We start from the raw sequence: 13677 nt of genomic DNA on the forward strand, positions 1-13677 counted from the left end.
ACGAACAAAAACGGATAATATTCATTCTTCTAGAACTTTTAAAGACGCGTTGGTTGAACCATCATGCTTTTTATGCTGAAGCAGATTCTGCTTCAGCCGCTACCGTTGCTTCTTCTGCTGCTTGCTTTGCTGCTGCTATACGTTCTTGTGCTTTTTTACCTGGTTCACCTTTATGTGGATTATTGCGGGTTGGACGCTTTTTTAAACCAGCTGCATCTAAAAATCGTAAAACGCGATCAGTTGGTTGAGCCCCTTGTCCAAGCCAATACTGGATACGCTCTTCATTAAGTTTTACCCTCAGTCCATCTTTAGGTAACATTGGATCCCATGCTCCAACACGTTCAAGAAATCGCCCATCGCGCGGACTACGAACATCTGCAACGACGATATGATAATAAGGACGTTTTTTTGAACCTCCACGGGACAAACGAATTTTCAATGCCATATTTTATCTCCTATTGTCAGCTCTGGCTTTCGTTTAAATTGACTTTTTTTGTTTTTTGCTCTTCAGCAATCACTTCATGATGACTCACAACTTCTTTAATAATAAATTTTAAAAATCTTTCAGCAAAATCAGGATCAAGATGACTATCTATAGCCAATTGCCGCAAACGCGCTACTTGATGTTTCTCCCGTAAAGGATCTACTTTAGGCAAATCATAACGCGCTTTTAAGCGCCCAACAGCTTTCGTACAACGAAAACGCTCTGCTAAGATATGAATCAAAGTTGCATCAAAATTATCAATAGATGCTCGTAAATGTGCCAATTCGTTTAATACTGTTTCCTGCATCATATTCCTTTCCCTCTTTACATCTTATTTTTTCTTAGGATGCTGAGGAAATTTTCCCCTATCGGCAATGCTATTGGAAAGACCAGGAAATATAGGCCCACGCTTGGGAAGTCCAGGCAAAATCTTCCCTCCATTATCATTTTCAATCTGCTTTTGAAACGTTGAGAATTGCTTCAAATCCATTCCCGATAAATCAGGTATAACTGGAGAATCTCCACTCAAGTTTCCCTTGCCTCCAAATCCCATTTTGGAACCAAGGCCTCCCAACATTTTTCCCATCAAACCACTTTTTCCTTTACCACCCATGGCTTTCATCATGTCAGCCATTTGGCGATACATCTTCAAAAGTTTATTAATATCAGCCGCCGTTGTACCAGACCCCTTAGCAATTCGTTGTTTACGGCTATGTTTTAAAAGCTCTGGATTTGCACGCTCTTGAGGTGTCATAGATGAAATAATAGCCAATTGGCGATTAAACAAACGATCATCAAGCCCTGCAGCCGCAATTTGCTCTTTGACCTTCCCCAATCCTGGCAACATGCCCATAATACCGCCCATTCCACCAAGTTTTTTCATTTTCTGCAACTGTTCAGCAAGATCATTCAGATCAAATTTTCCGGCTTGCATTTTTTTTGCAAAAGCAGCGGCTTTCTCATGATCCATTGTTTCAGCAGCTTTTTCAACCAAAGAAACAATATCCCCCATTCCGAGAATACGATCAGCAATACGACTGGGATGAAATTCTTCTAAAGCATCTATTTTTTCACCAGTTCCAATTGCTTTAATTGGCTTGCCTGTAACAGCACGCATGGAAAGAGCAGCACCACCCCGCCCATCACTATCCATCCGTGTTAAAATAATTCCTGTAATCCCTACACGCTCATCAAAAGAACGAGCAAGATGAACGGCATCTTGCCCCGTCAAACTATCAGCCACCAACATAATTTCATGAGGAAGGGAACACGCTTTAATTTCAGCCAATTCAAGCATCAAAGCTTCATCAATATGATTACGCCCTGCCGTATCAAGAAGAAGCACATCATAACCACCCAATTTAGCAGCTTGCACAGCACGTGATGCAATATCAACGGGCAACTGTCCCGCAATAATAGGCAAGCTTGCAAGTGTCGCCTGCTCTCCCAATTGGCGCAATTGCTCTTGTGCAGCGGGACGGCGTGTATCTAATGACGCCATGAGAACTTTTTTATTGTGCTTATCCGTTAACCGTTTTGCAAGCTTTGCTGTTGTGGTTGTTTTTCCCGAACCTTGCAAACCAATCATCATAATAACAACTGGAGAAGGAGCATTCAAATCACTCAGAACACTTTCATTTCCAAGAATATGAACCAATTCATCATGAACAATTTTAACCACCATTTGGCCTGGCTTAATCGATTTAACGATTTCGGCCCCAACAGCTTTTTCCCGAACTCTATCGGTAAAAGAGCGCACAACATCAAGAGCAACATCGGCTTCCAATAAAGCGCGACGAATTTCACGCAGCGCCTCTGCAACATCCTGATCAGATAAAGCGCCACGCCCTGTCAAATGAGACAGGATAGAACCAAGTCGCTCTTGCAAAGATTCAAACATCATTTACCTCATTGTTGCATAACAAACAAACCAAAGTGGCACCCGAGAACGCATCGCGCCGTCGGATGTTGACCTCTGAGATCTCTTTATACCCTTAAACCGGGGTCTCAGTCGGTGGCTCCAAGTTAATTTTGTCACTGAAAGCTTGCTCCTTCAAACAATAAAACCCCAGCTTTGTCAAGTTTTATCATAAAATGTCTTTTTATACGAAGAAATAAAAACAACAAATACTATACTTCAAAACTTTCAACTTCAACGCGCATAAAACAACCTGTTTCCTGTTCCAGGCTCCATAATTTTCCGCTAGAGATATCAAACCAAACCCCATGCAATGTCAAAAAACCTTGATCTTTGCGAAGCTTTATCCATGGAAACGTCTCTAAATTTCTCAACGAATGACGAATAGAAAGCTGCTCTAATGCCGTCTGTTTTTCTGGCCACGACAGCGACTTATTATTCAAAACAATTTCTGCGGCTGGTGCTAAGAGACTTATCCATTGACCGATAAAATCATTTGACGATAAAGATTTACACGTCTGCTTAAGAGCAGTATGAACTCCCCCACAATGGGCATGACCAAAAACAACAATATGTCTCACTTCAAGCAATTGCACGGCATATTCGAGAGCTGCTGATGTTGCATGATATTTGTTATCAGGAGAAAAAGGAGGAACCACATTTGCCACGTTGCGTAAGGTGAAAATTTCCCCCGGCTTAGCATCAAAAATCATTTCTGGTACTGCTCGCGAATCACAACAAGCAATGACCAAAACTTCAGGTTTCTGCCCCTCAATCGCCAATTGCTGATAATGTGCTGTTTTATATGAAAAATGATTGTTTATAAAGTTTTGGTAACCACTTAAAAGTCTTTCTGGTAAATGCGCCATTCTTTTTTTACTTTTGCTTCTTTTTTTACTTTCATTTTGTATATTTTAAAAAACAAACTATTAACATACAAAAATACTAAAAATGCCTTTTCCTTGAAGAAAAATATTTCTTTAAAGTACAAAATATTACTAAAAAATAGCAAAAACAAACTCATTCTTTCCAAATAAAGAGCTATTTTCTTTAGGAAGAAGGTGTTACAGTATGTAAAAATATAATGGTCTGCTTTTAACAAAGAGAAGAAAAGACCCCTAAGAGCAAAAAGGGAGAGTGAATGTGTTGCAACAAAAAAAAACAGAAATAAAAAACACCCAAGATAAAATAGAACAAATCCTTTTTGCTCAAACCGATGAAGAAGATATTGCTTATTACGAAAGTGAAGAACTTCAAAAGGCCACTGCTATCGCGGTAAAAGCTTTTAATCTCCATCAGACGGGAAAAAATACCATCTTCTTTGAACAAAACTTGACCCGTAATAACAAGCCTATAACCGTTATCACGCTTGTCAATGATAACAAACCCTTCCTTCTCGATTCTATTTTAAATGTCTTCAATCAACACAAAAACCATATTTATTTGATTGCACACCCCATTCTTGATAGTGCTTCTGGAAAACGCATCAGTCTGATGCAAATTCACATCGAGTCACTCAATAAACAGCAGACGCAGAAACTTGAAAATGAACTCACCTTAGTTCTTGAACAGGTTAATGCTGCTGTACAAGACTGGAAACCTATGCTTGAAGAAGTTGAAAAACATATTCATGCCTACCAAATAAGTCTTCCCCCGCACTACAAACAAGAAGGCGAAAAAGCCATTGAATTTCTTCACTGGCTAATGGACGATAATTTCATTTTCCTTGGTATGCGCACTTACAACTTCATCAAAGACCAAAAACCGCTAAAATCCTTTACAGCGAGTAATATTGAACTTGGTATACTCACGGATGCTTCTATTCATATTGTTGACGATAAAAGCATGAAAGAGCCTCCTCAAGAAGTTTTATCCTTCATGGAAAGCGATAATCTATTTATCGTGACAAAAGCGAACAGCCGCTCCAAAATTCACCGTTCTGTTTGGCTGGATTATATTGGTCTTAAAATCTTTGATAAAGAAAACCAACTCTGTGGAGAATTACGCATTGTAGGGCTTTTTACCTCCTCAGCTTATACACGTTCTATTTTGCAAATTCCTTTCTTAAAAGAAAAAGCCCGAACTATTATTCAACGTCTTGGACACAATCACGCCGATTATTCAGGAAAAGCACTCATCAGTGCTTTAGAAACCTATCCAAGAGATGAAATGTTTCGCTCTGATGTTGATACATTGACAGAAAACACTAAACTTATTCTACAATTAGATGAGCGCCCACGTTTACGGGTTCTTGCCCATACTGATTCTTTTGGGCGCTTTGTTTCTATCCTTGTCTACGTACCGCGTGATCAATATAGCAGCAGCCTGCGTGAAAAAGTTGGCGAACATTTTGTTGGGCTCTATAAAGGTGACTTTTTTGAATCTTATCCGCTATTTTTGGAAAGCACTCTTATACGTGTCTATTATATCATCCATCGTAAAGGAAACGAAACTGTTCCCCTTATTGAGCGCTCCACACTTGAACAACATGTACGTTCGATTGCACGAAGTTGGGAAGACAGGGTTCAAGCCATCGCTCTTAACAAGAAAATAACAGAGCAACAAACACGTCTAGCCAGTGAATTCCCCAACAGCTATCGTGATTTATTTTCAGCTGAAGACGCTATTAACGATGCCGGACATATTCTAAGTCTTCATGATGAAAAGCCCCTTTTCGTGATCTTTTATCATGCACAAAACAAAGAAAAACAGTGCATTTCTCTTCGGCTTTTTCACCGCCATGAAGCACTTGCCCTTTCCAAACGTGTACCACTCCTTGAAAATATGGGGTTTCGCGTTATTGCTGAACAAACTCTTGAATTACCAGATGGCAATGGGCGCTCTGTGTATCTTCATGATATGCAGCTAGAAAGTACTTTCCAACGCTGTATCGATTTTGAAAAAGACGGTCAAAAACACGCCGAAACCTTTGAAGCCATTTGGGCACAAAATGCTGATAATGACGGCTTTAATGCTCTCACCCAAACAGCTGAGCTTGATTGGCATGAAATTGTTATTTTGCGCCATTATGGGCGCTATCTCCAACAAGCTGGAATTCCTTATTCGCAAGATCGCGTTGCCCAAACTTTAAATGCTTATCCTGACATCACCCAAGATCTTTATGCTTTATTTCATTTAAAATTTCATCAAAGCCATACAGAAAAAGAACGGGAAAAAAACCAACAAGTCATTCAAAAGCGCATTGAAGAAAAATTACGAAAAGTCTCTGGTTTAGATGATGATCTCATTTTACGCCGTTATTGTAACCTTATAGAGGCGAGTTTACGAACAAATGCCTTTACGCCTCTTCCTGATGGAAGTCCACGGCGTATTTTAGCCACCAAATTAAATCCGCGCCAGATTGAAGGTTTGCCTGAACCGCGCCCTTACCGAGAAATTTTTGTTTATGGACCGGAAGTTGAAGGAGTCCATTTGCGTTTTGGACCTATTGCCCGTGGCGGAATTCGTTGGTCTGATCGTGCATTAGATTATCGTACCGAAGTGCTGAGCTTAGTCAAAGCCCAACAAGTTAAAAATGCAGTTATCGTTCCTGCAGGTGCAAAAGGTGGATTCTATCCCCATCGGCTTCCCCAAACAAATGACCGTGCTGTTATCATAGAAGCAGCACGTCAAGCTTATACAGACTTTATCACTGCTTTGCTCTCCATCACAGACAATCTGGTTAATGGCAAAATAAGTGCGCCCCACAATATCATCTGTCATGATGACCCTGACCCCTATTTTGTTGTAGCAGCAGACAAAGGAACAGCAACTTTTTCTGATACAGCCAACGCCATCAGCCAAGCAAACCACTTTTGGCTTGATGATGCTTTTGCCTCTGGAGGCTCAGCAGGTTACGACCACAAAGACATTGGTATTACAGCTAAAGGCGCATGGGAAGCCGTCAAAAGACATTTTAGAGAATCATTTAATCATGATATTCAAACAACGCCCTTCACCTGTGTCGGTGTTGGCGATATGTCTGGTGATGTCTTTGGTAATGGAATGCTGCTTTCCAAACAAACAAAATTGATTGCCGCTTTTGATCACCGCGATATCTTTATTGATCCAGATCCAAACATAGACGAAAGCTACGCAGAGCGTACGCGCCTTTTTAAACTTCCTCGCTCAAGTTGGCAAGATTACGATAAAAGCAAATTATCAAAGGGCGGTGGTATCTTCTCACGAAAAGAAAAAACCATTACTCTCTCACCTGAAGCAGCACAAGCCATTGGTTTTGAAAAACAAACAGGAACACCCTTTGAAATTATCTCTGCTCTTCTCAAAGCCCCGGTTGATCTTTTATGGTTCGGCGGTATTGGTACTTATATCCGTGCTGCAACAGAAAACGATGCTCAAGTAGGTGATCGCGCAAATGATGCAATACGCATTACCGGAGAACAAGTGCGTGCAAAAATTATTGGTGAAGGAGCTAATCTTGGTGTTACACAACGTGGACGGATTGAATATGTCTCAAATGGTGGTCGATGCAATACGGATGCCATTGACAATTCTGCTGGTGTGAATTGTTCTGATATTGAGGTCAATCTCAAAATTGTTCTTGCATCAGCACTACGTGCCAAAACGTTAACCCGCGAAGATCGCAATAAGCTCTTGAAAAAAATGACGCCTCAAGTCGAGCAACTCGTCTTGCGTAACAATTATCTACAACCCCTTGCTCTTTCTTTGGCGGAAAACCAAAGCACTACTGATTTGCCCTATCAAATACGCTTTATGCACGATTTGGAACAAAAAAAACTTCTAGATCGCAGAGTTGAAATACTCCCTGATGAGCAAATTTTACGACAAAGAACAACCCAAGGCAAAGGTCTTCTCCGTCCAGAACTCGCCGTTATTTTTGCCTATGCTAAATTGACCTTAAAAGAAGAAATTGCTAATAGCCCCATTGTTGATGATCACTATTTCAATACAGCCTTGCTGAACTATTTTCCAACCCAAATTCAAGAAAATTTTAAGAAGGAAGTGATTAACCATCAATTGCGTCGTAATATTATCGCAACACTGATTGCCAATGACATTGTAAATCGTGGAGGCCCCACTTTTGTTAATCGGCTACACGATGAAACACAACAAAAGGTTGAAAATATTATTCGCGTTTTTATTGCCATCCGTGATGGTTTTGAAATTCCTCAATTATCTGATCAAATTGATAAGCTTGATAATAAAATACCTGGTCTTGTCCAAAACAAATTCTATGCAGCAATGACCCCAATGCTCTTTGAAACGACCAATTGGGGTTTGCACAACATGGATCTCTCACGTCCACTAGAAGAAATTGTAAAAACAATAAAGCAAGCCCGTAGTATTATTGAAAAAGAGCTTATGCATTCTCCCAACAACGATATTAATCAAAAGATTGAAGAAAAAGCACTACACTACAGTGAAGAAGGAGCACCAAAAGCATTAGCAAAACAATTGGCTCTCTTGGAAGCAGCACCAATAATCTGTGATATTTCTTTGATTGCAAAACAAAGCAACAGTGATCTTATTAAAACTGCAGAGATTTATTTCTCGCTTGCACAAATCATTCGTATAAACCGCATTAATGAAGCTCGTCGAACAATTCCCATCTTAGATTATTATGATAGTATGGCTCTAAGCCAAGCCAAAGAAAATGTTTCCGAAAGCTTACGGCAAATCGTTATGAAAATCCTCAAAAATTATGGCAAGAAAAAAGATCCTTTTGACACTTGGAAAAAAACAGAAGAAAATAATATTCATAATATTACAAACCGCATTAGTGCCCTTATTGAAAATGATCTCAATATTTCTCGTTTTACTTTTGCAGCAGGATTGATTTCTCAACTTCAAAATGTTGGCTTTCAAACCTAAAGCAAATACAAAACGACCCACTCAATCTCCCGTTCTATCCCACCACCACAACAAACCAGCGAAAATATAGAGCGGGAGTTTGCATTTTAAACATAACACCCAAAATAAAATCTCGCTATTTATCACAATAGAATTGTTTGCAACAATTTCAAAAAAACAACAGGATTGATTTTTCACCCTAAAAACATAAACTTTCAGACTTAAAAGCAGTACAAAACAGCTAAGCTTTTGCTCCGTTCTATCCATCCATGACTAACCAACAAGGGAAGAACGGAAGCCCTATCCTGCATTTTTAGACAGAGCACTCAAAATAAAAAATAAATTCAAATTTTACTGTCAAATATCCTTCATCATAAAAATATAATATATTGATTTACAATCATAATTTTATCATTTTTATGATGACTGATAATTCGATATTCTAAATTTGTCTCATTTAAAATCTGTTTATATTCAATTAATTAACCACATTTCCCCTTGCATATTGCAAATGGGAAAGCCGAATAGATAAAAACAGTAAAAAAAGAACTAAAAATGCCCCTCATAAACCGCCTCAAGTGCCAAAATCTGCAGTAACATTGAGAGTTAGCAAATATAATATGATGGTGTTGCCCCTTAGCTTGTTACTCCATAACCGAAAAGATGGTAGTGCTTAATGGCTTTATCCTTATACCATTCATAAGCGACATCGGAAATAAGAAGTACTGAGAAATATTTTTTTAACAAATGCGTAAAATCGAATAAAAAATGACAGTAAAGATGGATGTTGATTTTCCCCTTTACAACTTCATATCTTCCTCCAACTAGGCTATTTACTTGTTTTAAGAGGTTACACCCAAACAGATATATGCAATATGCTCATTTCATATATAAAGACAAAGGTTCCTAAAAAGAACCACACCACCTGTATAAAAAGGCAATTCAGCATACTTTAAAATACCACTTTTTCCATACAAACACTGTTGCTATATGTAGTTTGACATAAGATTTTGTACTAAGTGAAAAGAGGTTGGACGAGTTAGGAGTAGATGATAATTTTTTATTTTTATAGCTATTTTTTTTTACCATTAAATACGCATTTTGTTAAAATATATTTTGACACTCTAAAATTGCAAAAAAGTGTGAAAATCAGAAAAAGTCGAAATTTGATAGTAAAGATGAAAAAAGGCTTTGGTACAACACCTAAAGTGGAGCAAGACGACCAAGTTTTAAAAATCCCAGTTTTACCCACCCATTGTTAATGAGCAATGAAAGAACGGGAGCGCCGTCCGCATTTTTAGGCAAAGCACCTAAAATAAAAAATAACGCTTGAAGATTATTGGCTTGCGCGGGAAATAAGCGCTGCAGAGTGTCAAGAAGATTCATGGACTGAATAAGGACAAGTTCAAATTTTGCTGTCAAATATCCTTCATCATCAAAAGAAAAAGGTCCACTAATACGCACTGCACCACCTGTATGAAAAGTCAATTCACCTTGCTTTAAAAGTCCACTTTTTCCATACAGTCGCTGTTGCCAATTTTTTTCTTCATCTTCAGACAGAAAAGAAATGTCATTTAAAATCCATTTCAAATTACCATCAATTTTAGGAATATCAACAAAAGAAGATTTTAAAAAGGGAGAAGCATCAAAACCGTCAAAAGTTATATGTCCCGATAAATCATTCTTTTCATGTTTTAGATCAAAACGCAAAAATTCTGCCGTTATTTTTTGAGGCATATCTTGTGGCTCTAATGGCTGAATAATCACGTCATGCGTATTTTGCAAAGATGCCGGATCTTCAATATTTTCTTGTGTCGTTTTTTTATCTATCGTTTGTGCTCTTAATGCTTCTTGAAGCTTTTGATCTTCAGAGAAAGAGGAAAAAGATGCAATCTCAAGCCCTTCAGCTATAAACTTCAATGTTTTACCCGTTTTCCAATAAGGCTCTGTTTCAATCACCAAATTGCGCCAATGCGATACTATAGGAGTTTTTCCGGAAAAAACAATTAATGCAGGAGAACGAACATTAAACTCGACCAAATAAGGTGAATAAATTGGTGCACCAGCCGTCAAACGCCCCGTCGATAAAGAAACCCCATGTAAAGGCCAAGAAAATTGAAACTTGTCACAAACAACACCGACACGTAAAGGATAACCATCCCTGCGTACATTCTCGCATACCGCCGCCATATTATGGGAAGATACTTTTACAAATATATCAGAAACATGGTCTTCTATTTTACGTGAAAAAAAAACCAGAGTGCGCTATAAATAAATATCAGAGCCAAACAAAAAAGCCCAAAAATTAAATAGCTTAAAGAAAAACTTTTTCGTCTTAATGGTAATTGAGAGGATTTGGACAACATTAAAACTTTCTTTATCTCTTAACTTTCTCCCACCCTAAAAAGGACAAAGATTTCTAACCCCGGTCAGTTTATACACAATCCAACTTCTTAATCGACCGGACTTTATCTACTGATCACTTCAAGAAGCCCCCATACATCATTCTAAAGTACTGTATCTCATAAACTCAACAAGGCTTTCTTAAGAAGAACGATTATACCCTTTAACAAAAAATACCTCATGTGTAAAGTTTTACATAGATTTTCTACCTCTGCCTTAAACCATACTCTTTTACAGCACAACAAAAATGATAATGAATAGTGTTTCTTAACGATAAAGCCATTGAGCCCCCCATCTTTACGCTTATGGAGACCCCAAAGCCAGCACCATCATTATATTTGGCTAGCCCCCAAATGTTGCGACAGCTCTTGGCACTTAAGACAGTTCATAAGAAGCATTTTTAGTCTTTTCTTATACAGTTTTTGCCCACACGCCAGCCCTACTTGTGACATGCAAACAAGAGGTTTTTATTGAGTCAATATACACAGGTTTGGAATGAAAAAACCTTACTATATTCGGGGTTCTCATTCAATATACAAAACCGTGAATTACCTATATAAATCAATGCGTTATCAATAATCACACAAGTACGGGCGGTGTACAAAAAATCTGGTGTAATGCGCTTTCAAACCATTGACTCAAAGCTCGATCATAGATTAAACGACCTTTCAAATGTGCACAAGCAGGTTGAGCACCTTTTTCAGTCAATTTATGTGCCGAACGCACGACCAAACGCCGCATCATAGCGCGTGTAAATTCAGCATGAAACTGCAAGCCCCATGCATTGTTTCCATAACGAAAAGCTTGTGTAGGATATGTATTCCCTGTTGCCAAAAGCATTGCCTCTTTCGGTAAATCATAAATACCTTCATCATGGAAATGGTAGACCATCTCTGGCCAATTCATCAATTCCTTCCCTTGTGGGGTTGCTTCTAGTGGATACCAGCCGACTTCAACAGTCCCATCACTTCTTGTACCAACGCGCCCCCCTAGATTTCGCGCTAACATTTGTGCTCCAAGACAAATACCCAAAAAAGGCTTATTTTCCTTTAGTGATAACGAAATCCAATCAATTTCCTCACCAATATAGGCTTCGCTGTCATTCACACTCATCGGTCCCCCTAAAATAACAACGCCGGCATAATGCTCTAATGTATCAGGGAGTTTTTGTCCAAAAATAGGACGATAAATATCAAGAACAAAACCATTTTGTTGTAAAAATTTTCCCAAACGACCAGTATAGGTAGAGCGCCGATGAATAACGACAGCAATCCTTGGTTTGTTATTTTTTTGTTTTTTATCAAGACATCTCTGATTTAAAAACATTTTTTAACCAATCACATCTGCTACCAAGCAAAATTTCATTTTTTAAGCATAAGAGAATAATTTTATTGGACAAGATTAAAGATAATTTTTTTTCTTCTATATTAATTTTTTCTTCTGAAAAAACGCTCATACTACCATATTGATGCAATTTAAAATAAACGAAATTTTTTCCTCGATAAAGATGTTTCTTCTTCTGTTTTAACCCCTGGATCATCAACATTTAAGTGAGTTTGACTGAACATTTTTACATCTTTTTCTTTTATATCTTGTTTCTCCACCTGCGCATTATGCAAAAGAGAATCATCTATAGGTGTTAATTTTTCAAGCTTCTTATCTCCAACATCATCACTTTTTCCCATAACATACTCTTTGTCTTGCCTTTTCGACACAATATTGTCCGCCTCTAATGTGAGAGAAGGCATACAAGGAGGCGCCTTCCATTCAAAACAGCCCAAACGTCCACTGATTGGAGAAACCGCTGACCAAGAAGAAAAAATGGCCCCATCACACATCCACACTGGATCACGTTCAGCACGAAGTGCTAAAGAAAGCCATTGACGCACAGCACCTTGACTGTTTCCCTGTGCCTCTTCAATATCTGCCAACAATAAATAAACACTTTCCCGTGGATGACATTGTAATGCTTTTTGTGCCTTCTCTCTTGCTAATGCTGTTTCACCAGCATCCAAAGCTGCTTTAGCAATAAGGAAAGCCGACTCAAATGCATCTTTATTATAAGAAGCAAGTGTCTTAGCCCTTTTCAATCGCCCAATGGCTCCTTCTTCTCTTTCAAGATACAGCGCTCCCAAGTCAGGATGAGGCTCCTTTTGCCAAGCCGCTATAATCATTTTATCCGCTTTACGCGTTTCGTTTAATTTATAAAGAATATCAGCAGCAATAACTATTATTGGAACAAAATCAGGCGCCAATTTATGGGCTTTCAAAATAGCTTCACGTGCTTGTACAGGATGTGTATCAAACAAAGAAAGTGCCTGCCCACTTAGTAGTAAAACCTGTATATGCTGCCGCTCTGGAGTCGCGCGAATAGAACGCGGGAGAGCTTTTTGCGTTCTTTCAAAAATAGTAAGTGCCTTATCCCATTTACCCTCAGTACTTAACCGATCGAGCACCGCCTGATGCGCCCATAAAAGTGCTGGCGATAAAGTCAGTGCCTCTTCGGCATATTGTTGCGCTGCCTCATAAGCTTTACTCTTCATCGCTTCACGAAACAAACCATAAAGTCCAACCAGTTTTGTCGGATCTTCCTTTCTCATCTCTTCATAAAGACCTATGGCGCGAACAGAATCATTTTGTAAAGACAAGGTTTGCGCTTGTAAGAGTTTTACCAATGGCTCTTGTTTTCCTGCAAGATATTTAGCAACCCGTGTTTCCATTTTTTGCGCAACCATACTATCACCAGCAAAAGTTGCAAGAATCCCCTTTGAAAGAGCTTCGTAACCACGCTTTTGATGGCGTTTATAAAAATAATTGGAAAGAGCATTCGGTATGGAAAAAAAGAAAGACAATAACCACCATAAAAGCACCAGCGTTACAAAAAACAAAATAAGCACACTTAACACTGTAAGAAATGAAGCAGAAAATCTGAAATGCAAAAATGTGAGAACAAAAATACCATTGTGATTAGCAACCCACGTGAAAGCTAAACCGAGGATACAAACAACAAAAATATAAATAAAAACACGTATCATCTTGG

Annotated in this window: 8 protein-coding genes; 1 reads left to right on the plus strand and 7 read right to left on the minus strand. The window is 38.6% G+C overall.

Annotated features, from left to right (window positions below; translation table 11 throughout):
- Positions 1 to 70: 70 nt before the first annotated feature.
- The 4 genes from rpsP to ACFIMW_RS05325 form a co-directional block, all read right to left on the minus strand.
- On the minus strand, positions 71 to 445 hold the full coding sequence (gene rpsP, locus ACFIMW_RS05310) for a 30S ribosomal protein S16 (protein ID WP_375608459.1): 375 nt from the start codon (positions 443 to 445) through the stop codon (positions 71 to 73).
- 16 nt (positions 446 to 461) lie between these two features.
- Positions 462 to 791, minus strand: a complete 330-nt coding sequence (locus ACFIMW_RS05315) for a chorismate mutase (RefSeq protein ID WP_375606220.1) — start codon at positions 789 to 791, stop codon at positions 462 to 464.
- Between the two features lie 24 nt (positions 792 to 815).
- Positions 816 to 2384, minus strand: a complete 1569-nt coding sequence (ffh, locus tag ACFIMW_RS05320) for a signal recognition particle protein (RefSeq protein WP_375608479.1) — start codon at positions 2382 to 2384, stop codon at positions 816 to 818.
- Between the two features lie 230 nt (positions 2385 to 2614).
- The gene (locus ACFIMW_RS05325; RefSeq protein ID WP_375608458.1) at positions 2615 to 3271 is read right to left on the minus strand and encodes a carbonic anhydrase; all 657 of its coding nucleotides are present in this window, start codon (positions 3269 to 3271) and stop codon (positions 2615 to 2617) included.
- 274 nt (positions 3272 to 3545) lie between these two features.
- On the opposite strand from ACFIMW_RS05325, the gene ACFIMW_RS05330 reads away from it, so the two are divergent.
- On the plus strand, positions 3546 to 8255 hold the full coding sequence (locus ACFIMW_RS05330) for an NAD-glutamate dehydrogenase (protein ID WP_375608457.1): 4710 nt from the start codon (positions 3546 to 3548) through the stop codon (positions 8253 to 8255).
- 1182 nt (positions 8256 to 9437) lie between these two features.
- On the opposite strand, the gene ACFIMW_RS05335 is transcribed toward ACFIMW_RS05330, so the two are convergent.
- The 3 genes from ACFIMW_RS05335 to ACFIMW_RS05345 form a co-directional block, all read right to left on the minus strand.
- Positions 9438 to 10424 (minus strand): DUF2125 domain-containing protein, encoded by a 987-nt coding sequence (locus tag ACFIMW_RS05335; protein WP_375608456.1) that lies wholly within the window; start codon positions 10422 to 10424, stop codon positions 9438 to 9440.
- Positions 10425 to 11216: 792 nt separating this feature from the next.
- Positions 11217 to 11963, minus strand: coding sequence for a glutamine amidotransferase (locus tag ACFIMW_RS05340; protein ID WP_375606037.1), 747 nt, complete (start codon positions 11961 to 11963; stop codon positions 11217 to 11219).
- 149 nt (positions 11964 to 12112) lie between these two features.
- The gene (locus ACFIMW_RS05345) at positions 12113 to 13672 is read right to left on the minus strand and encodes a heme biosynthesis protein HemY (RefSeq protein ID WP_375606038.1); all 1560 of its coding nucleotides are present in this window, start codon (positions 13670 to 13672) and stop codon (positions 12113 to 12115) included.
- Between the last annotated feature and the right edge of the window lie 5 nt (positions 13673 to 13677).

Source organism: Bartonella sp. AC329YNZD, from assembly GCF_042196685.1.
Classification (GTDB): Bacteria; Pseudomonadota; Alphaproteobacteria; order Rhizobiales; family Rhizobiaceae; genus Bartonella.

Coding starts and splice junctions, on each gene's coding strand:
- rpsP (WP_375608459.1), bottom strand. CDS start 445: ATGGCATTGAAAATTCGTTTGTCCCGTGGAGGTTCAAAAAAACGTCCT.
- ACFIMW_RS05315 (WP_375606220.1), bottom strand. CDS start 791: ATGCAGGAAACAGTATTAAACGAATTGGCACATTTACGAGCATCTATT.
- ffh (WP_375608479.1), bottom strand. CDS start 2,384: ATGTTTGAATCTTTGCAAGAGCGACTTGGTTCTATCCTGTCTCATTTG.
- ACFIMW_RS05325 (WP_375608458.1), bottom strand. CDS start 3,271: ATGGCGCATTTACCAGAAAGACTTTTAAGTGGTTACCAAAACTTTATA.
- ACFIMW_RS05335 (WP_375608456.1), bottom strand. CDS start 10,424: ATGGCGGCGGTATGCGAGAATGTACGCAGGGATGGTTATCCTTTACGT.
- ACFIMW_RS05340 (WP_375606037.1), bottom strand. CDS start 11,963: ATGTTTTTAAATCAGAGATGTCTTGATAAAAAACAAAAAAATAACAAA.
- ACFIMW_RS05345 (WP_375606038.1), bottom strand. CDS start 13,672: ATGATACGTGTTTTTATTTATATTTTTGTTGTTTGTATCCTCGGTTTA.